The organism is Paenibacillus silvae (genome assembly GCF_014639235.1).
Lineage (GTDB): Bacteria > Bacillota > Bacilli > Paenibacillales > Paenibacillaceae > Paenibacillus > Paenibacillus silvae.
Genome location: NZ_BMFU01000013.1, coordinates 107,324 through 130,019, shown reverse-complemented (window position 1 = coordinate 130,019; position 22,696 = coordinate 107,324). Strand labels below are relative to the sequence as shown.

Genomic DNA, 22,696 nt, shown 5'->3' with positions numbered 1-22,696 from the left:
TTGCATGCTCATGAATGACGAACATCGGAAAGCCGTATGAGGGAAAACCTCACGTACGGTTTGATGAGGAGGGGCTGGGTTTTGCCCAGCCTTTTACTCTAGAGTAAACTAAGCGTTCCTACCTGCAAAGAAGATATAGATACTCAGGTATCCCAGCTTTGTTTCTCCATACCATATATAGCCTGTTTAGCACCGTATCTCGTAACGGTTTGTTCCAGTTTCATTCCTACGTTTTCTAATAGTCTGCAAGATGAATGATTGGCCGTTTGGGTCTCGGCTATGATTTTGGTTAGATGTAACTCATCAAATATGTAATCAAGCATGCGACTAATTACTTCCTTGGCATATCCTTGTCCCCACCAATCAGGCAGAAACTCGTAGGAAATCTCAAAATGCTGACCATCCACGTGTCTATCCAAGGAAACCAGGCCGATGCAATCATTATTGCTTTTCAATCGCACTACCCAATAATAAGAACCCGTCCGGGAGCGTTCTAATGTATCTGAAAACTTGTTTAATGTGTGCTCGTCAGGTATGATTCCACCGAGATATGTTCTAACTTTCTCATTTATATAAATCAATTTCACATCGTGATAATCATTATTTTGCAGCTTGATTATGTTACATCTATTCGTCTCCAAATGTGGTATCCTCCTTTTACAATATAGAGCAAGTAGGGATAGGGTGTTTTCCGGAGAATCTAGTTTGGTTATTTATGAAAAACGACATTGTTTAACTTCTTTTACACGTATAGAATTACAGTAAAAAATAGGAAAGGACGAAGGCGGCATATACTTGTTGTGGCGCTGTGTGAGAAGCAATGAATTTAATACATCCTATGAATTATTGTACTCTTGAACAAACGGACCTTCATTCACTTCATCTTGCATTTATCGAAGCATTCTCCGATTATCAGGTGAAGATGGACATTTCATTCCCTGACTTTGAACGCATGATGCTGCGCCGTGGCTTTGTACCAACACTCTCAGTTGGGGCGTTTGATGGTGAGCAGCTGATTGGCTTTTCATTAACGGGGCTGCGCGTGCTAAAGGGCGTTCCCACGGCCTATGATATTGCGACAGGCATTGCACCGAAATACCGCCGTCAAGGGGTATCTAGCGAGCTTTTTATGCAGGCAAGCCGTATTCTGAAGAAGCAGCATGTCGAGCAGTATCGGCTGGAGGTAATTAAAGATAACCTGTCGGCTATTCGTTTATACGAAAAACAAGGATTTCAAATTCAACGGGAATTGGCCTGTTTTCAAATCAAGAAAGAGCATCTGATGACTTTAACCCCACATCACCATACGGAGCAAACAAGCCAGATTGACTGGCAAGAAGGCAAGCGCTTTTGGGATATTGAGCCTTCGTGGCAAAATTCGATTGCATCTGTTACCGCTATCCCTGAAGCATTCATACATGTCATCGTAAGATATAATGGGGAATTTGCTGGATATGGCATCATTGAGCGACAAAGTGGTGATATTCCGCAGCTAGCAGTACATCCGAAATTCCGTCGATTAGGGATTGGAGCCAGCCTTCTCGCAGAACTCGCAAACCGTACACAGGCTGACAACATTCGTCTGTTGAACATCGATTCGTCAGAGCATATAATGATGGAATTTCTCGTAAGCCTTGGATTACAGCACTTTGTCAGTCAATATGAAATGATGCTGAAGATATAATTTTAATCGTTGGCAACTTCTTAATATACCTGCACACCCGCACCAAGCACAGACTTGTTTTGTACTGAATTTCCAGTCAGATGCACCTTGTGCAGTTGAGTGAGCTGGCTTAGGGGCTCGACATTGGATATGGCATTGTTCTCAAGATGCAGCTCTTCGATGTTTTTCCAGCCGCTCATGAAATCGAGAGAAGTCAGATTACTGTCTTGCAGAGTGAAGGAACGCAGAGCGGACAGCTTCACAAAGTAAGGCATGATCTGATCCACCTCGGTGATCGAATTGTTATTTTTACTAAAATAGGACTGCTCCAGGGTCAATTGCTCAAGAACGTTGTTCTCCGCGGCTGATTGCTGTTCAAAGTTCAGTCTGCACTCGGAGCACGTTAGAGATTTAACCTGCTTTAGACGAAATAAGGCATCGCTCTCCTGAAACAGTGAGGAGTCATAGATGTTCAGGGTCTGCAGGCTGGTCAAGCTGTCCAGTGCACCAAGCCCCGTGATTTCACTCGTCTCCCAGAGGGTGAGCTGCTCCAGCTTCGGGAATTTACCCAGCGCCGCCAGATTCAAATCACCGCTTCCACCACGGAGCGTCAGACTTGTTGCAGCAGGTGCTTTCAGCCCGGCGAGAAAAGTGCTTGGAATTTCTACACGTGTTACCTTAGGTAAAGATAGTGCTTCTGCGTTTTCGTAATAGCCTGACAATACTAACTCACGCAGAGAGGGCAGGGTATTTATGGCCTTTACCGAGCCAAGCTTGTTTAATGAAGCCAGGCGTAGCTTGGTAATGGAGCTCTTGCCAGCAAGGCGATCCAGATTTGAAAAGTTGACATTTTCGAGATCTAACGTTTGCAGAGCAGGCATGTTTTGCACAAAATCGATAGACTTTACATTGGATAAAAAAGACAACCTAAGCTCTTGAAGCTGGGTTAATGCATATAACGGCTGCAGGTCCGTAGCCTCGCTGTAATGGATGGACAAGGATGATAATCCGGTCATGGACGATAACCATCCCAATTCATTGACAAAGGTAAGTGACAGCGATTTGAGCGGCAGCTGGTTTAACAAGTGAAAATCCGTTATGGACTCATCCGCATAGGTAATGGACAAAGAGTTCAGATTGGGGAATTCCAGCAGTAAGGCCAATTCCTGATTGCTTCGCAACTGGGTAGAAAGGTGCGTAATTTTAGACTTGTCACCAAAGTAATCGGAAAATGAGCTGAAGGATTCGTTAAATGCGCCTCCGTAGCTTTTTAAACCTGGTATATGTGCAAAAGTAGTTTGATCGGTCTGGGAAATTTCATAGGTTCCGGTCAGATCGAGCGCAGTCAGTCCCGTAAAAGCTTCAAAATCTCGCTGATCAATCTCCTGGGTATTCAGTTTTTTGTCCTGAGTCACATAAGTGATCTTCTCAGCCTGTTCATCGCTGAAGGGATCGGAGAAGCTGTATGTAAACTCCCACTGGTCATCATGCGAATAGTCTACAGTCAAATAACGAATACGAGCCAGTTCCTCCTCGGTCGGCAGGGCAGTTCCTTTATCGAAGATATCCCGCAAAAAGGAGAGCAGTACCTCGCTTTCAGGCATCTTGCGCGCTGGCAGTTTGGCTTCTGTCTGTGGATGAGTGGAGCTAACGCTCGAATACACATAAGTACCGATGGCGCCGACCAGCACCAGCATCAGTATAAGTAACAGCTTTACGGAGCCAGCCTGCTTCGGCGGTGCTTTAGGAGGCGTTCCGTGATAGTGATTAACGGTCTGGTCTACGTAATAGACATGATTTTGCTTCAATAGAAGCTCTGTTTCACAATAAGGGCACTTTAGAATTTCACCCTCTTTGTATTCAATTCGTCCGTTGCAATTGGGACAGTTTAACGGAATAAACGCCACGAATGTCCTCTCCTTCGTTATGATGGTCATATATTTATGCGAAACGGTCATCTGGCTTCATTATACCTTGTATACTCCTGTGAGAGCTTCTCTCTGTTCAAAAAAACAATTTGAATTTTTATGTTAGTAGGAGTACATCGGCCTTCGTTAAAGATCAGTGATTTAGCATGACGGGTCCACTCGACCGTTTAATGTTCTGAAGAATTACGTTTGATAAGAACAAGAAGTTTCACATAGCAAAAAGGAGCAGGGGAAACCTGCTCCTTTTGAGGCTTTTTATCAAGCAATCGATGTAATCGGATGTTTCACATGCAACGGATAGAGATTTTCACCATGAGGTTTTACAAACAAACCTTCATTGGTTAGTGTGCTTTTGAGCATCATATTCTCTGCTGCATCCGGCGTAAAATGAAATGTTATTTCCTGCGTATCTTCACCTGCAATCTGATGTAAAATATCGGTCATATGGATTTCGTTCAAGCTAATGACGTCAAAAAGGTTGATCGTATTGCCTTCTTTCTGATAAACAACAATGACGTTTTCCTTTTCCAAATAATAAATATCATGGCTAAAAACATTCAGGCAATAGAACATGAGTATGCCTTTGGTCTGAGCGGTGGCAAAATGCTGCGAAACAGGTTGTCTTTGGGATGCAAATGTAGAGATAAGACGTACATCCTCCGCGTTAGTAACATCGAGTTTGCGAATGTTCGCAGGCTCCGATCGTTCTTTTACCGTATAATCCATTGAAAAAAGATGCTCTTCCACAGGTTTAAATCCAAACTTGGGGTAGAAATCAAGCACCGATTCATTGGCAAAAAGGTACATATAATCATACTTATTCTCATATTCCTCCAAAACCCTGTTCATTAAACGGGCTGAAAGCCCTTTTTTCCGGTAATCGGGATGTGTCATCACCGTGCCGACCTGTATCGCTTTATACTTCTCCCCATGAATGATGAGTTCAAGGAGATTTACTGAAACATTGGCAACGACCTGATCTCCATCCACATAGGAAAAGGGGACATATCCCTCGCCCCAGCATCCCTGTTGATACCAATCTTCGAAATGTATACCAAACGTACTCGCAGCCAGTTCGAAGAAACTTGTTCGAAGTGTGTCATGATCTCTATAACCTTTTACAAATTGCAGTTCCTGCATGGCATTAGCTCCTTAACCTTAAAGTTTTTATGAAGTTTGTTTATTGTGCCGTATGAATGACCTTGTCAATTAAACCGTAACCCTGAGCCTCATCCGCATTCATAAAGTGGTCCCTGTCCGTATCCTGTGCAACCTTTTCCAGTGGCTGACTGGTCTGCTCGGACAATATGTTGTTTAACTTATCTCGCAATCGAAGAATGCGCTTGGCACTAATTTCAATATCTGTGGCTTGACCTTGTGCTCCACCTAGCGGCTGATGAATCATAATTTCACTGTTTGGGAGTGCAAGTCGTTTGCCTTTTGCCCCATTAGCTAATAAAAACGCTCCCATAGATGCAGCCATACCCACACATAGTGTAGATACATCGGCTTTAACCAGCTGCATCGCATCATAGATGCCCATACCTGCTGTTATGGAGCCACCTGGTGAGTTGATATACATGTTGATGTCTTTTTCCGAATCCATGGCGTCGAGATAGAGCAGCTGTGCAATTACACTATTGGCTACGGCATCGGTAATCTCACCAGACACAAACAAGATACGGTCCTGCAGCAGTCTGGAATAAATATCGTAGGATCGTTCCCCTCGGGAGGTATGCTCGATAACGTAAGGAATCAGAGTCATAGCGTTCATCCTTTCCATTTCAGTAGTCAAGTTCAGTAGTCAACTCGGTAGTTCTTTTCCAGATGAGAGTATTCTGATGTACTCTTTTCCAATTTCTTTGGTTGAATGTATATGATAGTGCTTTCATCATCGTCCTGATTGCTGGTTGAAGAGTGGGGACGCAACGTCTTGATTCGTTCCATAACGTGCTCATTCATTTCGGCCGTGTGCATTTCGTCTTCCTCAACCACTTGAATCGTAATATCTTTTCGTATCATTGTCTCGGCGGTGTGTAGGATTACTACGATGGTCATTTCACCGCATGGAACAGCTGTCTGCGTATAGATTTCAAGGAGCACATCTTGATCTGGCGCATCCACTACAATGTGTCCTCGTTCATTCTCAGTGAGGCCATTCAAATTTTGGGAGCGGTATATCCCTTCTGGCAGTTGTATTTGAACTTCTGATGCCTGCGATTGTTCCCCCTGAACGAGCCTAATCCATAGATGATTCATTCCTTCTTCGTTCTCCATCTTGGACTTTGCTAATTGGATATCAAACACTACAGATCCTCCCCCCTTAGAGCTTGTGATACAGAATCAATAACTCGTTGTTTGACCTCTGCGGATATTCGAGGGCTGATCGTGATGATGACATCATCTGTGATTTTAAGTGTTTCATTTTCAACTATTCGGCTGGGTTCATATAAGGTTAGCTGCTGACTTATTTTTTCAATGTCTGCTATAGAGAGTTTCTTCAATGTTTCCTGGATGGAGGCCAGGGTTTCCCCGGTTCTCGCCAGTGTGATAATTGCCCGAAAATAATGGAGATGGTTATCGGTGTAAACTCTTTTGTTACCTGCTAATTCAAGGGGAGGTACCATACCGATCTGAGTGTAATACCTCACGGTTCGCAGATTCATACGCGGGTCATCCTGCTGCAGCATTTCAGCGATTTGTTTAGCGGTATAACTGTTCATGGTGCACCTCCTTTGACCTAAAGTTTTGATCTACTCATTACAGTTAAATGTTTGTGTTACACTTTACTGTATTGTTTACAGTCTACTGTAACATTATTCGTTTGTCAAAAAAATATATCGCCTTAACAATCCCGATAACCAACCTCTATTGCATTTTAAAAAAGGTACATATATAATATTCACTGAACAGGCGGTGAATGAAATGACAGCAAAAAAAAGTACAGCTAATTTGACGAGTCGTGACCTACAAGCAATTGAACGCAGGAAGCAGTTATTGGATTCGGCCAAAGAGCTATTTGCTTTGCGAGGGTATCATGCAACGACGACTAGAGAGATTACAAAGCATATCGGAATGGCGGATGGTTTGATTTATCATTATTTCCCGGATGGGAAAAAACAGATTTTAGATACGATACTTCAGGATTTTCTGGATGACAGATACAAGCTGGTGGAATCGGATATCGCCTCTCTGCAGGAAACACTGCCGATTCAGGAGTTATTACTTTCACTGGGGAGCATTTTCCTGAATTATATAGGTAATGACAAGCGGGTAATGTTGATTCTTCTGAAAGAGAAAAGTGTGATCTCGGAGGAATATACGAAGAGCTTTAATAAGCATGTGAGGTTGATCATCGAGCAGACGATGAAGCTGATTCAGGTTTATGTCGAGCGCAGAGAAATTCGTTCGTTTGACATCTTTATGATGGTGAATCAGTTCTGGAGTGCGATATACGCTTATATATTGCAGGATTTATTTTTTGAAGAAAACAATCTGTATCAATGCGACCGGCAGGATTATCTGCAACAAATCGTTGAGCACACACGGTTAACTTGGAAAATGTAGACATATGTTTTCCAGGTATTTTTTTAAACATTTAGTTCACTGATTGTTCAATGAAATTTTAACGTTAACGTTCAGGAGGGAAACATCATGAAACTTTATTTTGAGGATCAGGCTTTTTCATTTGAATTGTTGAGAGCTGTAACGTACGCAGGATATCAGGGCGCAGAGATCGGAGAATGTCTTGCAACAGCGTCCAGGATTGAAGAAGGGAATTTTGAAAGCTGGTTTATCGAATGGGCCAAAACGGCGGATCGAACCTACCAAACCGCGCTGGATTGCCTGCAAAAGCAGCATAGGGTAAGTGCAAGGGAAGCCTTCCTGCGGGCACATAATTATTACCGTACCGGGGAGTTCTTTCTGGATGGAACCGATGAGAGACGGATGAATAATTTTGAACAAAGTGTGCAAGCTTTCGAAAAAGGCATGGATTTATTAGATAGTCACTATGAGATGGTGAGCATTCCTTATGGCGATACTTACCTTAAAGGATATTTTTATGGTGCAGTTGATGATCCGAAGAATGCGTTAACGAAACGACCTGTGCTTGTGTTTATCGGGGGATATGATTCCACCCTGCAAGAATTGTATTTTTGTGGTGCAGCAGCGGCAATTAAGCGCGGATACCATTGTCTTGTTTTTGAAATGCCAGGACAGGGAGAAGCTCTTCGTAAACAACATCTGGTTATGCGGCATGATGCCGAGGTTCCAGTGAAGGCAGCCCTTGATTATCTTGAGACCAGACAGGAGATTGATCATGAAAGAATCGCTCTGCTTGGTATGAGCTTGGGAGGTTATTTTGCTCCGCGAGCAGCAGCATTTGAAGAGCGAATCAAGGCCTGTATTGCATTTAATGTGTTCTACGATACGTTTGATTCCACAATGAATCAAAATCCGCGATTGGCGCAGGTGCTGCAGCTTCCAGAAGAGGAAAGAGAGCAGATGCTTGCATTCGCTGAGCAGAATAACTCGAATCTGAGATGGATGCTGAATAACGGGAAGTGGGTATTTGGCTTGAAGCACCGTTATGAGTTATTTGAAGAGATGAAGAAGGCCTCCTTAAAAGGAATCGCTGGACAAATCAAATGCCCGATATTACTGACTATGGGGGAGACCGATCATTTCGTTTCGACAGATCAGCTGCATGCCCTGCTTGAGGAAATCGAGGCGCCTAAGACGGTTAGGATCTTTACGATTGAGGAAGGTGCAGAGGAGCATTGTCAGGAAGGCAATCACGCTTTGTTCCACCAGGTGATGTTCGATTGGCTGGATGAAGTATTTGAGCACAACTTAATGAAAGTCTAGGAGGGCTAAGCATGAAACAGATTAGAACTGAGATCTTGATTAATATGCCTGCTCATAAGGTGTGGGAAGTATTAACTCATTTCGAGGCATATCCAGACTGGAACCCGTTTATGGTGTTTTTGAAAGGCAAGGTAGAAGAAGGGGCCAAGATTGAGGTAAAGATGGTGCCGCCAGGCTCGAAGGGCATGATTTTCAAACCTAAAGTTCTGAAGTTTCAGCAAAATAAAGAGTTCCGCTGGTTGGGGCATACGATGTTTCCAGGTTTGTTTGATGGAGAACATATTTTTGAGTTAGTAGATCATCAGAATGGCACAACAACCTTGATCCAGAGGGAAAATTTTCGTGGCATTTTGGTGCCACTGTTACAAAAGTCCTTAGACAAAGGTACAAAGGCTGGCTTTGAAGCGATGAACAAGAAATTAAAACAGGTGTGTGAATCCATGTAGTCGAAATTATCTACACACGTAATCGGATCATACCTTGAAAAGAAGACATGCTCAAACGAACCGCTGCCTTTGCCTAGGGCGGTTTATTTGTGTTTATGGTACACGAGGAAAGTTCGTGGTGATATTCATAGGTCTATGAACATTCTGTAGTTCTAGCATTGCAGGACTCGGGTGTTCATTCATCGAATTGTACGTGTACATCCACGTATTGGAGGTAGCACGATGCAAATATCCATAGATAAAGCCAGGGACTTTGTGTACGCTAACGGTGTGCTTTGGGAGCAGGCGCTGTTTCATTATCTTTTTGACGGTGGCTCGATTGAACGACTTTATCAATGTTTGCTTTGTTATAAAAATGCCGACGGCGGGTGGGGACATGGTCTGGAGCATGATATCAAATGCCCGGACTCTCATCCGCTTGCGCTGGAGTTTCTGCTGACGATGGGACGTGATATGAAGCTGTCGCTGACCGAGGTATTAATCGGTACGGTAGATTGGGTTGAACGCAACCGAAATGAAGACGGCTCTTTGAAAAATCCTGCTTCCTTACATAAGTACCCCCATGCTTCGTGGTGGAGCAATGGCGGACAATCCGCACCGGATTCCATCACGGGCAATTTGATGAAACAGGGCATTTGCTCTTCTTCCTTGGCCGCATCCACATCACGGTGGGTGAAGTCGAATCTGAGCCTGGAACACATTCAGGCCAATGATTGGCTGTTTATGGCGTATCACGCCCATGACTACTATCTCAATCTGGAGGATACACCTGAGAATAGGCCTTTTATAGAAGCGACGATCGACAATATATTGAAATGTGTTCAAAACACAACGGAGAAAAACTACTTCACCATTTTCCAATTTGCCAGTTCACCGGATACCCGGGTTGCTAAAGCGATGCCTAAGGCATTACTGGACAAGTTTCTGGATGACCTTGAATCCTCGCAGCGTGAAGACGGAGGCTGGGGGGATGAGCATGGCTTGAAGCATTGGCAGCCGTATCATACGATTTTTACGTTATTGGTGCTTCGGAATTATGGAAGGTTGTGAATCATATGAACGCTGATGTCACGCTCAAGGAATTCATTCGCAAGAATGAAGCAGGTCCCTCCATGGAACATCAACTGCTGTTATCCAAAGATGTGCGGCGCGACACGGAATTTTTATCTGTTTTTCTTGACGAGTAACAACGAAAGCTTCTGCTCTGAATGTTAACCGCATCATGTATCGTTGATCTGGATTCTTGTGAATATCAGAGCATGAAGTAGAATGTGAACTTCGATCAGAGGAGTTCGCCGTGGCATCCGATATACGGTTAGCTCGATATGAATTATGTAGCAATACAGCACAAGCAGGCTATCTTCTGGATAACCTGCTTTTTTTCAACGAATATCATGAAGCTTTACTAAAAATAAGCCATTCACTCTGCTGCAAAATGCACCACTGCACTATACAACATTTTATTGCGAACAGGATCAAATGTAACTTGATGCTGAACCAGCTTCACGCGTAAAAGAAGGGCTTTGTTCACATTGATTCGTTCATCGATCGCTCGTTCCAATTCCTGAAAGTCATAAGCTTGAAGGCATTCAACCTTGTCCTTCATGATATCCAGTGAAATTTCCATGTGGGATGCAGACCTCCTCCAAATTATAAATTTGCAGGTCAAGAGCCTGCCGAGCTTTATTGTAGAGTAGCTTCATCAGTTCTACAAGAGTCATGGAAACAAAATATGAACAGCGAAAGGAAGTTGTTTGAAGAGTGCTTCTCTTACAAAATGAAAAGAATCTAAAAAGACGATGACACCCGCCCGATAAATATATAAATCATCAAACGTAAACCTTGACTCAAAGCAGCCAGTTTTTAGCTTGAGCCGAAAAGGAGTCAAAGCCAATGATACGTGTCATATTAATTGACGATGAAGCAGATGCATTGAATTTGCTTGAAATACTGCTGAATCAAGTAGGAAATGTCGAAATTACCGGAAAGTATCTTAACCCGATCCAGGCGATTGAAGCTCTAAACGAAACGATGGTCGATGGTGTGTTCTTAGATATTCAGATGCCCGGCATGAAGGGAACAGAAGTGGCGCGCCGTATCAGAAGCATCTCTCCAGAGTTACCCATTATTTTCACAACCGCCTATGCGGAGTATGCGCTAGAAGCATTCGAGATTGATTCTACGGATTATTTGCTGAAACCTTTTACGGTAGGCAGATTAGAGAATGCAGTGGCAAGGATAATGAAAAACCTATACAAGCAGACAAACCTGGAGCAGCATAGTGCGGTTGCTGTTCCATCTGTTCAAGCTCTTGGTGGGTTTCATATCTTTTCACCCCTCAAGCCTAGTTCCGAAGTGGTTTGGAAAACTAAAAAGGAACGAGAATTGTGTGCATTTCTCATTCATCATGAAGGCAAGCGTGTGAATGCCAGCTTCATCATTGAGGCGTTGTGGCCACAGCATGATCTCGACAAAGCCAAATCATATTTGTATACTTGCCTTTCTTATCTGCGGAGAAGCCTGACACATCATGACATCCCTATCCACATTCACAAAGGAAATTCGGGCTTCTCCGCTGAACTGAACAATATCAGAACGGATATATCACTATTCGAGACGTTATTGAACCAAATATTGAACGAAGAGAAGATGGACGAGAAGTATTATAATCAGATGAACAAGATGTACACTGGAGACTACATGCATGGATGCAATTTCGACTGGGCGATAGCAAGACAGTTGGAGCTCAACTCCTTATATGTCCGTGTTCTGCGCAAATGGAGTATGTATTACCTTAGTCAGGAGAAGTTCTCACTTGCGGTGGATAGTTTGCAGCGATTGCTCACCATATTTCCCGATTCCGAGATCGACGGCCGTGCATTGATCAGACTCCATCTGGAACTCGGTAATCGGAGCGAGGCGTACCGTGTATGTCTGCAACTGGAACAGGCGGTGCGCGTTCAGCTTGGAACAGAATTAGAGGAGGAAACGATGTTGCTGGTTCGACAAACGAAGGAAAGACAGAGTGCACAGCTCAATGAGTCGTAAAATCATTGCGCTACTTATTACAATAGCGATGTTGCTTGCTACCTACGGGTTACTACTGACTTATTTCACAATAAATAAACAAAAGATGCCTATTGCAACCAATGGAAAGATAGACTTGAGAAATTGGGCTTTTGAGGAGAACGGTGTCGTTCGGTTGGACGGGCAATGGGAATTTTACCCCCATCAGCTGCTTTTCAGCCGCCCACTCGCCTCAGGGAACAGTTACCAAGCACCTTCATTGATTCCGGTACCTGGTAACTGGGCTAAGCAGATGGATACATTAGGTGTGGCAACATATCGGTTAAGGATTCTGATTGATGCTGACAATGTCGTATATGGAATCAAAACGGCCGCGGTTCTGCTCTCTAACAGGCTTGTCGTCAATGGTCAAGTCGTAGGCTCCAGCGGGGACCCTGGCCTGAAAGAAGATTACCTTGCACTTAATAAGCCATATGTCAGTTACTTCACGCTAAAACATGGTTGGAACGATGTGCTTGTCGAGGTCGCAAATCATGAATTTAAGGTTGCTAGCGGAATTGGTGAATCCTTCCAACTGGGTAAGGCCGATCAGATTTCCAGAATACGCGATCTCGCGACTGCACATGACTGGGTGGTGTTGACCTCCTTTCTGATCATGGGGCTTTATTTTATCGGTTTATTTTCACAGCGGAGGAACGATCTTTCTCTTGTCGTATTCGGATTCGTCTGTTTGTTTATCGCGGCATTTACAAGTGTTAGCGGTGAGAGGGTGTTGTTTGATGTAATCGGGGCATTCCCATTCTGGATCTATTTCCGAATTCAAATGGTGGTGACAGTAGGTGTAGGCATAGGCTTTTTTATGTATGTGTATACGGCTTTCCGCCCGTATAGCCACAAATGGCTTACCAAAGGAGGTTTAATGACAGGCATATGTCTAATTCTCCTGCATTTGGCCTTCGCTACGCAGATTACAACAGGACCTATACGTCTTGTGACATCCTTATATGTCACTTTGGCTCTGCTGTATGCAACTTATGTGTTTGTTCATGCTGTTCTACATAAGGTAGCTGGCACTTGGTATCTTGCCGTGGCTGCAATGGCGTTAAACGCTTTGATTCTGAACCAGAACTTGAACGTATATTTCGGAGTACCAATCTATTCCTTGCCCCCCGTTGAACCGTTTCTTGTGCTTCTCATGCTTGCTCTGTTGATGTCGCTCCGTTTTTCCAATGCTTTTCAGCGAATTGAGGAGCTTTCCGAGCAACTGCTGGAGGCAGATAAACACAAGGATGATTTTCTTGCGCGAACCTCACATGAATTCAAGACACCTCTGCACGGTGTGATGAACATATCACGATCCATGCTTGATGATGTTGCAAACCCGGCCACAGCCGGGCAAAGGGAAAAGCTGCAGTTAGTAATTGAAATTACAAAGAAGCTTTCCCAGCTTGTGTATGACATTCTGGACCTGTCCAAATTGAAACAGGGAGAATTCAGAATTATGCTTGCATCAGTGGATGTACGTTCGATTGTGGAGGTTCAGATTCGTTTTTACGCCTATTTGTGTTCGGAGAAGGATATTCAACTTATCAACCAGGTACCAGTGGACTTTCCCTTTGCATATGCGGATGAAATTCGGTTAAGCCAGGTCATTAGCAACTTGCTTGATAATGCGATCAAGCACACAGAGCATGGTACCATTGTGGTCACTGGGGAAGAGCGAGGAGGTTTGCTTCAATTTGAAGTCAGGGATACAGGGGCAGGCATTGATCCTAAGGATCTGCCACATATTTTTGAGCCGTTCAAATCCATTGAGGGAAAACAAAAGCGTGGTTTCGGACTTGGGTTGCCGATTGCAAAGCAACTAATCGATCTGCAAGGAGGGCAGCTTGCAGTAGTATCTACGCTTGGAGTGGGCACTACCTTTACGTTTACACTGTCAAAGGCAGGCTCAACTAGAAAGAGCACTCTGAACCCATCCTCTCCAACCGAACCTTACATGCTGCCTAATAAGGAATATTCATTTTCCACACCTTTTATTATGAATGCCGAAGGTAACCGTACGGTACTAATCGTTGATGATCAGTATGTGAATTTGAAGGTTTTGCTGGACGCGCTGCAATCGCTTGATTATCGAGTTATCGCGGTGAAAGATGGATACGAGGCGCTAGAACAGATCGGTCAGCCAGGTAGAATTGATCTGGTCATTCTCGATCTGATGATGCCTGGTATGTCTGGATATGAAGTATGTCTGGAAATTCGCAAGCGGTATTCATTGCTAGACTTGCCTGTGCTTATGGTGACAGCAGCGCTGCAACCGCAGGATAAGGTAGCGGCCTTCCAAGTGGGAGCCAACGATTACTTGCCTAAACCATTTGATCTGGAAGAACTGAAGGCTCGAATTGGAAGCCTGCTTGCTATGAAGGAATCACTGGGCAGGGCAGTACATATGGAGGTGGCGTTCCTTCAATCTCAGATCAAGCCACATTTCTTATATAATGTACTCAATAGTATTGTCTCTTCCAGCTATACAGATGTAGAGCGGGCAAGGAACATGATTGTTGCGCTGGCAGATTACTTGCGTGGGAGCTTCCGATCCAGCAATACAGATGAACGTATCGAATTTGATGAGGAGTTCCAACTTATTCAAACGTACGTGAAGATTGAGCAAGCAAGATTCGGTGATCGAATCAGTTTCCAGTCTGATATTCCCGAAGCAGCTTATCGTTTACGGATGCCGCCACTACTCCTTCAGCCTTTAGTAGAAAACGCAATTCGTCACGGCATCGGAGCTCGAATTGAAGGGGGAACCGTCCAATTGACCGCATCAAAAGCCGACGGTTTTTGGTTATTTACTGTTATCGACGATGGGGTTGGAATGTCCTCCGAGCTGCTCAATCTGCTGTTGGATCAGAATGAATCGAATGGTGAGCAGGGTGTAGGCTTGCGGAATATTAATAAACGTTTAAGATTTGAGTACGGAACTTCATTGGAGCTTATGAGCGAGCCGGGTCGTGGAACGAGTGTTGCTTTTTGTATTCCGGATATGCAAACTTAGGAGAAAAGAGCTTAAACTAAAGGTTCCATCGCATTTGTGATGGAGCCTTTTTTGTTGATGTCGTTTATAGTGGACGAAAATGAAATGGTTAAATTAAAAAGCCTGCACGTAATAATCTGAAACGATGTCCGAATGGGAAAGTTGGAATATGTCGAATTAAGTTGTTTTTTAAGGTTTTTTTAAGGTGTCTTCCGTTATGCTGAGCAGAAGTGTGTAGATGCATACATAGTAACGAGAAGACGGAGGGATAGATGCATAATGGACCCTATAAGAACGATTGTTAAGAGAAACAATAGACTTTTTCGAAAAATGGCACACCTGTTAATGGCTATCATTCTCTTTATACCATCCTTGGTCATCGGGGGCGGCGTCACATCGGCAGCAACTGGCTGGTCGATCATTGACGGGTATGGACCAACTGGAATTAATGTGAATTCGGCCATGAGGGGCGAAAAGCCTGCGATAGTGGAATGGAATGGCGAAATTTATGTGGCATGGCGGGAAACCATTCAAAGCACACCTACCATCGGTCAGATCAGAGTCAAAAAATACAATGGCTCGAACTGGGTAAGTGTTGACGGAGGTCACCCGACATATGGTTTGAATTTTGATGTCAGCAAAGATGTCGTTTCTCCGTCATTAGCGGTGTATGACAATAAATTATATCTCACCTGGACAGAGAAGAATGCTTCTTTTATCGAACAAGTTAGGGTTAAAAAATATGATGGTACAAGCTGGACGAGTGCTGAAGGCGGAAATCCTGCTGGAATCAATGAGAATCCAACCATAGCAGCAATTAGTCCGAAATTGACTGCATACAAGGGCGAGTTGTACGCCATGTGGACAGAGGCTTCTAAAATTCGCGCAAAGAAATACAATGGTACCACGTGGACAAGCCTGGATGGAGGTTCGACGGATGGATTGAACATTTCCCCGGGCACTGGGGCAGCTTGGCCAACCATGATGGTGTATGGCAATGATTTATATGCAGTGTGGTCTGAAAGAGTGACCAATGGATTTAATATAGTACGGGCCAAAAAGTATGATGGTACCAGTTGGACTGTGGCTGACGGTGGAGCTGGCTTGAATAAAATAAGCTGGAACAACGCAATAACTCCAGCTTTGAGTGTTATCGGCGATCATTTGTACGTAGCATGGGTGGAAGCCAGAGGTGGTCAATATAGTACAGATGATCAAATTCGTGTTAAAAAATTTGACGGAACGACTTGGACCAGTATTGATGGAGATGGTGAATATGGAATTAATGTAAATATAGGCATGCGTGCTTTCGAGGTTCAGTTAGCAGGGGTGAAAGACGAGTTATATGCCATTTGGTCCGAAAATTCAGGAGAAATGTATAGTGGAGTTCCCGTCTTCAAGATACGTGTGAAAAAATATAACGGCAATGGATGGATTCTAGCCGAGAATGGAAGAAATGGTGGTTTGAATGCATTTGGAACTAAAGTCGCTAGAAATCCTGCCATCATAGCAATGAATGGAGCGCTGTATGCGGTGTGGGACGAGAATGATAGAACAGTCGTAAATATAAGAGCAGCCCAATTCTCACCGCCACCTCCACCAGGCGTTGCCAGCGTTACTATGAACCCCGTTAGGACGAGTACCATGCAAGGGGGGAGCAGGCAATTATCAGCTGTTGTCAACGCTGTAGGAGACGCGCCAACAACTGTCACTTGGAGCAGCAGCGACACCTCGAACAAGGTGACAGTGAATGCTGCAGGTTTAGTTAATGTTGCACGTGATGCGACACCAGGCGATTACATTATTACGGCTACTTCCACTTATGATAGCACCAAAACAGCAACCGCAACCGTTACGGTGACATATGCACCAGCGGTTCAAAGTATAACCATTAGTCCGAGCACTGCCAGCCTGATGCAGGGAGAAAGCACTCAGTTAACAGCTACGGTGGTCGCAGTAGGAGGAGCACCAGACACGGTAAGATGGTATAGTCATGATCTTAATAATAAAGTCACGGTAGATGCTACGGGGAAGGTTAGTGTAGCGCCAGATGCTAGACCGGGTGACTATATTATTACAGCATCCTCTTCATATGATACGGGAAAGAGGGAATCAGCTGTTATTACGGTGACATATGCACCAGCCGTTAATAGCGTTACTGTTAGCCCGAATACCGACAGTTTAATGCAAGGAGAGAGCAGACAGCTGGTCGCAACGGTAAACGCTGTAGGTGGGGCGACCACAACAGTAACGTGGGCTAGTAGTGACCTCGATAACAAAGTTATGGTTAGCGATTCTGGCTTCGTAACAGTTGCAGCAGATGCTGCAACTGGGAACTATACCATTACGGCAACTTCGACGGCAGACAGCAGTATAGTGGGGACAGCAACGATTACGGTGACGTATGCACCAGCTGTAAACGGTGTTATCGTTACTCCTGATCCAGCAAGCATTGTGCAAGGAGATAGCTTACAGTTAGAGGCAGTTGTTGAAGCAGTTGGTGGAGCTTCAACGGATGTAACGTGGAACAGTAGCGACCAAACCGGTAAAGTTATGGTAAGTAATACAGGCTTGGTAACGATTGCAGCGGATGCTGTGCCAGGAGACTACACCATTACAGCTACATCCATTGCGGACGGCAGCAAAGCGGGAAGGGCAACTCTCACTGTGATGTATGCGCCGGCCATTCACCACATTACTGTCAATCCGGAAAGTGCTAACGTCACGCAGGGAAGTAGCGAACAGCTTACCGCCGCGGTAACGGCGGTGGGCGGAGCTGATCCTTCTGTGATGTGGGCAAGTAACGATTCCAGCAACAAAGTAACGGTGAGCAGTACAGGGAATGTTAGCGTCGCTTCCGACGCTGTGCCAGGGGACTATGTGATTACAGCGACTTCAATGTACGATTTGACCAAGGTTGCAACGGCAATCATTAAGGTAACGTATGCACCGGCTGTGAATAGCGTCATCGTTAACCCGGCTACGGATAGCCTGATGCAGGGAGAGAGCAGACAACTGACGGCAACGGTAGACACCGTAGGCGGAGCCGATGTGACGGTGACGTGGAGCAGTAATGATACAACGAATAAAGTGAAGGTGAGCGATACAGGTTATGTTACGGTGGAAGCTGATGCTGAACCAGGGGAATATACCATTTTTGCTACCTCTACAGTAGATATCAGCAAAAAAGGGAGCATGGTTCTTACGGTAACAACAGCTCCAACGTACACCGTTGCTCCGATTGAAGATCGTACATTGGAATCACTTTTGCTCGGGTACGAATCTGGTACTCAGGAGACGAACACCGTTCTCGTTCAGCATACAGGTACCGGGAATCTGGTTCATTTATCTGCATCTCTTGGCGGGGATGATTCGGATGCCTTTGTGATTACACAGCCGGATACTGAATTGGCCGCTGGAGAACAGACCCACTTCACCTTACGTGCTAAAGACGGGCTACCAGCGGGAACCTATACAGCTACGGTTAACTTAGAGGCAGATCACATGCTGCCGATTACTTTCAAAGTAACACAGGCGGTGAATTTGCCTAATGCGCCAGCCAATCCTCGTGATCTAACAGCTGAAGCTGGAGATGGTCGAGTGACTTTAAAATGGGAAACGAAACCTGACGTAAAGTACCGGATTTATATGATCACAGATGATGAACCTGACCGTAAGGTTGAAATCTCAGATGATGCATCTTCACCGTACACCATTCCTGATTTGGTTAACGGCAAGACTTATTACTTTGTTGTAAAAGCGGAGAACAAGGGAGGACTTAGCGAAGCCTCCAATAAGGTCAGCGCTACACCTTCCAGTTTGCCAGGGGTGCCAACAGATGTGAATGCGACCCCGGGTAATGGACAAGCCACCGTTAGATTTACGGCACCAGCACGTGATGGCGGAAGTCCAATTACAGGATATGAGGTGACCGTATCGCCTGGCAATACAATCGTTAAAGGCAGCGCTAGCCCAATTACAGTAACAGGATTGAGTAACGGAACAAGCTACACATTTACGGTGAAAGCCATTAACGGTGCAGGCAAAAGCACAGACTCGGCTATCTCCAATGCAGTTGTGCCTGCAGCAGCCTCTACTCCGCCAACCAATCCGCCTGTCACACAGGCTCCATCGACCACACCAGTGACGCCTGCCGCATCAACGCTAACAACAGCAACGACAAGTGTCGATATTCTGGTTAATGGGAAGGTGGAGAATGCCGGACAAGCGATAACATCCCGACGCAATCAACAATCCGCATTGACGATTGTGGTGGATCAGCAGAAGCTGAATGATAGATTGGCCGCTGAAGGACAACACGCTGTGGTTACCATTCCAATTCGTCAGACATTTGACGTATTCGTTGGTGAGCTTACTGGAGAAATGATTAGAACGATGGAAGACTATCAAGCTGTACTGGAATTTCAAACGGATCAAGCTTCGTATACGGTTCCTGCAGGACAGATCCGCATCGGGGAGATGGCCAGACAAGTTGGAGGGTCTACTGATTTGCAGGGAATCAAGGTACAGATTGAGATCGCAGCTCCGACCCCTGTCCAATCGGACATGGTAGGGCGCGTAGCAGCTCAGAATGATTTAACACTGGTGGCTCAGCCGCTTAACTTTAAGGTTAGTGCTGTTTATGGAGGAAAGTCAGTTGAAGTCAAAAATTTTGATACCTATGTCGAGAGAACGATAGCTATTCCGGATGACGTAGATCCGAATAAAATTACAACGGGCGTTGTCGTGGAGCCAGACGGATCAGTTCGCCATGTTCCGACCAAAGTGCGTCAAAACAATGGAAGATACGAGGCTCAAATTAACAGCCTGACCAACAGCACATATGCGGTAGTATGGCATCCGCTGCAATTTGGTGATGTAACGAATCATTGGGGCAAAGATGCTGTGAACGACATGGGCTCTCGCATGATTGTTGAAGGTGTCGGCAACGGCAACTTCAATCCTGATCGAGCTGTAACCCGTGCAGAGTTCGCAGCAATCGTTGTTCGTGGTCTGGGACTGCGACCGGAGGATGGAGAAACGCCATTTTCGGATGTTCAAACCACCGATTGGTACAATGGTGCTATTCGTACAGCACATGCTTATGGTTTGATCAATGGCTTTAAGGATGGCTCCTTTCATCCTGACGAAACGATTACAAGAGAACAGGCAATGGTCATTTTGGCGAAAGCGATGACGATTACTGGGTTGAAAGACAGCCCGGGCTCAGAAACCGTTGATGCAGTACTCCAGTCGTTCCAGGACGAGAATACCTTATCCTCCTGGGCACGTAGCAGTGCTGTAGATAGCGTGAAGTTCGGTCTTGTGCAGGGGCGCGGCCAGTCTTTACTTGTACCTGAGGGTAAGATTACACGTGCGGAGATTGCAATAATTATGCAAAGATTGTTACAGAAGTCGAATCTAATCTAAGTGGAGATGATTCAAATTTTGGATGCGTAATATAAAAGCTGTACCGCATGAAAACTTGAAGAGCGGAACGAGGAATAATGATCCCTTGTTCTGCTCTTTTGCGGTTCTAATGATTATAGAACCGAGGACATATACATTGGTTTAAGTTTTATAAAATGGAAAAAATGCAACTCGAATTTTGTGTTACAAGAGAAGTATGCTTCTCTCAGGGTGTGATATAATCGTTCTACAGATGATGAACCATTTCGGGATAAGAGATTTTCCTAGTATGCATAGAGAGGTTTTGGATATGACGAAAGACAATTTTTGGCGTGAATTGCCACGACCATTTTTTATACTCGCGCCGATGGAGGACGTGACGGATGTTGTATTCCGTCATGTGGTCAGTGAGGCGGGCAGACCGGATGTGTTTTTTACCGAGTTTGCGAATACGGAAAGTTATTGTCATCCCGAGGGGAACAAAAGTGTGCGCGGGCGGTTGACCTTTACCGCAGATGAACAGCCGATTGTGGCTCATATCTGGGGAGACAAGCCGGAGTTTTTCCGCGAGATGAGCATCGGTATGGCAAAGGAAGGCTTCAAGGGCATTGACATTAATATGGGCTGCCCTGTGGCGAATGTAGCAGAGAATGGCAAAGGGAGCGGTCTGATCTGCCGACCAGCGCTTGCGGCGGAGATTATTCAGGCGGCAAAAGCCGGAGGGCTGCCCGTTAGCGTCAAAACGAGGCTTGGTTTCACCGAGGTCGATGAATGGCGCGACTGGTTAACTCATATTTTGCAGCAGGACATCGTGAATCTGTCCATTCACCTGCGGACAAGAGAGGAAATGAGCAAGGTGGACGCGCACTGGGAGCTGATTCCCGAGATCAAAAAGCTGCGGGACGAGATCGCACCGAATACACTGCTAACCATTAACGGGGATATCCTTGACCGTGAGACTGGTCTGAAACTGGCGGAACAATACGGCGTGGACGGTATTATGATTGGGCGGGGCATTTTCCAGAATCCGTTTGCGTTTGAGAAGGAGCCGCGCGAGCACACCACAGAGGAGTTTCTTCATCTGCTGCGGCTTCATCTGGACCTGCATGATCAATACTCGGAACTCGAACCGCGTTCGTTTAGTCCGTTGGCACGTTTTTTCAAAATTTACGTTCGTGGCTTCCGCGGTGCGAGTGAGCTGAGAGGTAACTTGATGAACGCCAAAACAACCGCCAGAGTACGTGAATTGCTGGATGAGTTTGACAAAAACCATAATTCAGATGAGGCATGTAAGCAATTAGACTGACTTAGTTACCGGAAATTCAGAAGAATGATGATTTAGGTTAGAGAGACATAGCCTGCGCGGCTATGTTTTTCTTTTAAGAGGGGCCTTGATCGTTCGAACGAAAAATAGAAAAAGCAGGTGAATTAGATGTCCTGGAGTAAATTAAAACAACAATTAGACAGTTTTCTTAGTCCCGCACTGGCTGGAACGGTAGCGTACCGGGCGACCAGCTATCGCTTTTCACCGGATAAATCAGGGAGCTGTTACCTGACTGTAGATCAGAAGAACATCCTTAATATGGCGGATACGACAACACCTATCCGTTGGTACCAGACCGATCAGGAGATCAAAAACGATCCGAACATTGTCATTGCTGTTAGTCCTGAAGAGATTGAAGCAATTCGCAAGGAAACCAAAGGGGCTGTGCCTGAGGAGCGGCTTGAGATTATGGTGCGAGGCCGAAAAAGCACATCTCATGCCAAAGAGCTTTTAGCAGCTCAAACGGCGTTAAGCAAATCTAACTTTACTACAACAGCAACTACGTTTCTAGGGACTTCAATTGAGGACAATCTGGAGAGTAATGATATTCTGCTCAATATTTTGGCGCTGATTGACAGGCGAGTGGGCAAAAAGCGTATTCTGAACATGTCGGAGTCGATTAAAATGAAGCATTCTGCTGTGCAGTATTTTTATGAACTACGCCGCAGAACGGTGTGAAATTTGAATTGCTCATGTTATGCTAACAAGAGGATACACGACCAAGTAGACCGCAACCTTTGCGTGGGTGGGCGGTCTACTTGTGTTTATCGGACAGCAGCGCTGCAACTAGCAAATCAAAGGTTAGCATCAGCATCATCGCTTCAAATACTGTCACAAGGCATCACCTCCCTTCCGGGAGATTAGCCGACAGCCCATATCAGCCTTTCCATTGCTATGCAAGTATACCATAATACATATTTCCTTAGGTGCACGATAATGGCAATTAAGGCAAGATTCATGTTACAATATAATAAGAACATACGTTTTGTTTTT

Annotated in this window: 19 protein-coding genes; 11 read left to right on the top strand and 8 right to left on the bottom strand. The window is 45.0% G+C overall.

Annotated elements, in window-relative coordinates; all coding sequences use genetic code 11:
- Nucleotides 1–143: 143 nt before the first annotated feature.
- Nucleotides 144–641: a GNAT family N-acetyltransferase gene (locus IEW26_RS26200; protein ID WP_188594517.1), complete on the bottom strand. Its 498-nt coding sequence runs from the start codon at nt 639–641 to the stop codon at nt 144–146.
- A gap of 281 nt (nt 642–922) precedes the next feature.
- Here IEW26_RS26200 and IEW26_RS26195 point away from each other — a divergent pair, with 281 nt between their 5' ends.
- On the top strand, nt 923–1,684 hold the full coding sequence (locus IEW26_RS26195; protein WP_188594516.1) for a GNAT family N-acetyltransferase: 762 nt from the start codon (nt 923–925) through the stop codon (nt 1,682–1,684).
- Nucleotides 1,685–1,704: 20 nt separating this feature from the next.
- On the opposite strand, the gene IEW26_RS26190 is transcribed toward IEW26_RS26195, so the two are convergent.
- From IEW26_RS26190 to IEW26_RS26170, 5 genes are all read right to left on the bottom strand, one after another.
- Entirely contained in the window at nt 1,705–3,570 is a 1,866-nt protein-coding gene (locus tag IEW26_RS26190; protein ID WP_188594515.1) for a leucine-rich repeat domain-containing protein, read from the bottom strand.
- A gap of 279 nt (nt 3,571–3,849) precedes the next feature.
- Nucleotides 3,850–4,731: a GNAT family N-acetyltransferase gene (locus IEW26_RS26185; RefSeq protein ID WP_188594514.1), complete on the bottom strand. Its 882-nt coding sequence runs from the start codon at nt 4,729–4,731 to the stop codon at nt 3,850–3,852.
- 40 nt (nt 4,732–4,771) lie between these two features.
- A complete protein-coding gene (gene clpP / locus IEW26_RS26180) occupies nt 4,772–5,374 on the bottom strand; it encodes an ATP-dependent Clp endopeptidase proteolytic subunit ClpP (RefSeq protein ID WP_308423572.1) in 603 nt (200 codons plus the stop codon).
- A 14-nt stretch (nt 5,375–5,388) separates the two neighbouring features.
- Nucleotides 5,389–5,898, bottom strand: a complete 510-nt coding sequence (locus tag IEW26_RS26175) for a hypothetical protein (protein ID WP_188594513.1) — start codon at nt 5,896–5,898, stop codon at nt 5,389–5,391.
- Nucleotides 5,898–6,314: a MerR family transcriptional regulator gene (locus IEW26_RS26170; RefSeq protein ID WP_188594512.1), complete on the bottom strand. Its 417-nt coding sequence runs from the start codon at nt 6,312–6,314 to the stop codon at nt 5,898–5,900. Before IEW26_RS26170 ends, IEW26_RS26175 begins: the two co-directional genes overlap by 1 nt.
- 202 nt (nt 6,315–6,516) lie before the next feature.
- On the opposite strand from IEW26_RS26170, the gene IEW26_RS26165 reads away from it, so the two are divergent.
- The 5 genes from IEW26_RS26165 (at nt 6,517) to IEW26_RS30590 (ending at nt 10,093) form a co-directional block, all read left to right on the top strand.
- Complete coding sequence (locus IEW26_RS26165; protein WP_188594511.1) at nt 6,517–7,158, top strand: TetR/AcrR family transcriptional regulator; 642 nt, start codon at nt 6,517–6,519, stop codon at nt 7,156–7,158.
- 87 nt (nt 7,159–7,245) lie between these two features.
- Nucleotides 7,246–8,460 (top strand): alpha/beta hydrolase family protein, encoded by a 1,215-nt coding sequence (locus IEW26_RS26160; RefSeq protein ID WP_188594510.1) that lies wholly within the window; start codon nt 7,246–7,248, stop codon nt 8,458–8,460.
- 11 nt (nt 8,461–8,471) lie between these two features.
- Nucleotides 8,472–8,906, top strand: coding sequence for an SRPBCC domain-containing protein (locus tag IEW26_RS26155; protein ID WP_188594509.1), 435 nt, complete (start codon nt 8,472–8,474; stop codon nt 8,904–8,906).
- A 222-nt stretch (nt 8,907–9,128) separates the two neighbouring features.
- Nucleotides 9,129–9,956 carry a prenyltransferase/squalene oxidase repeat-containing protein gene (locus IEW26_RS26150; RefSeq protein ID WP_188594508.1) on the top strand — a complete coding sequence of 276 codons (828 nt, stop codon included), beginning with the start codon at nt 9,129–9,131 and terminating at the stop codon, nt 9,954–9,956.
- Nucleotides 9,957–9,961: 5 nt separating this feature from the next.
- Nucleotides 9,962–10,093, top strand: coding sequence for a hypothetical protein (locus tag IEW26_RS30590; protein WP_268237078.1), 132 nt, complete (start codon nt 9,962–9,964; stop codon nt 10,091–10,093).
- Between the two features lie 233 nt (nt 10,094–10,326).
- On the opposite strand, the gene IEW26_RS26145 is transcribed toward IEW26_RS30590, so the two are convergent.
- The gene (locus tag IEW26_RS26145) at nt 10,327–10,533 is read right to left on the bottom strand and encodes a DUF2536 family protein (protein ID WP_145405498.1); all 207 of its coding nucleotides are present in this window, start codon (nt 10,531–10,533) and stop codon (nt 10,327–10,329) included.
- 266 nt (nt 10,534–10,799) lie between these two features.
- Between IEW26_RS26145 and IEW26_RS26140 the strand changes: the two genes are divergently transcribed.
- From IEW26_RS26140 to IEW26_RS26120, 5 genes are all read left to right on the top strand, one after another.
- Entirely contained in the window at nt 10,800–11,954 is a 1,155-nt protein-coding gene (locus IEW26_RS26140; protein ID WP_188594507.1) for a response regulator, read from the top strand.
- Entirely contained in the window at nt 11,944–14,991 is a 3,048-nt protein-coding gene (locus IEW26_RS26135; protein WP_188594506.1) for a sensor histidine kinase, read from the top strand. Before IEW26_RS26140 ends, IEW26_RS26135 begins: the two co-directional genes overlap by 11 nt.
- Nucleotides 14,992–15,249: 258 nt before the next feature.
- Nucleotides 15,250–20,400 carry an Ig-like domain-containing protein gene (locus tag IEW26_RS26130; protein ID WP_229730046.1) on the top strand — a complete coding sequence of 1,717 codons (5,151 nt, stop codon included), beginning with the start codon at nt 15,250–15,252 and terminating at the stop codon, nt 20,398–20,400.
- A gap of 289 nt (nt 20,401–20,689) precedes the next feature.
- On the top strand, nt 20,690–21,685 hold the full coding sequence (locus IEW26_RS26125) for a tRNA dihydrouridine synthase (protein ID WP_188594504.1): 996 nt from the start codon (nt 20,690–20,692) through the stop codon (nt 21,683–21,685).
- A gap of 126 nt (nt 21,686–21,811) precedes the next feature.
- A complete protein-coding gene (locus IEW26_RS26120) occupies nt 21,812–22,381 on the top strand; it encodes an SF0329 family protein (protein WP_188594503.1) in 570 nt (189 codons plus the stop codon).
- A gap of 76 nt (nt 22,382–22,457) precedes the next feature.
- Here the strand turns inward: IEW26_RS26120 and IEW26_RS30835 are convergent, their stop codons facing one another.
- Nucleotides 22,458–22,538, bottom strand: coding sequence for a putative holin-like toxin (locus tag IEW26_RS30835; RefSeq protein WP_373288578.1), 81 nt, complete (start codon nt 22,536–22,538; stop codon nt 22,458–22,460).
- Between the last annotated feature and the right edge of the window lie 158 nt (nt 22,539–22,696).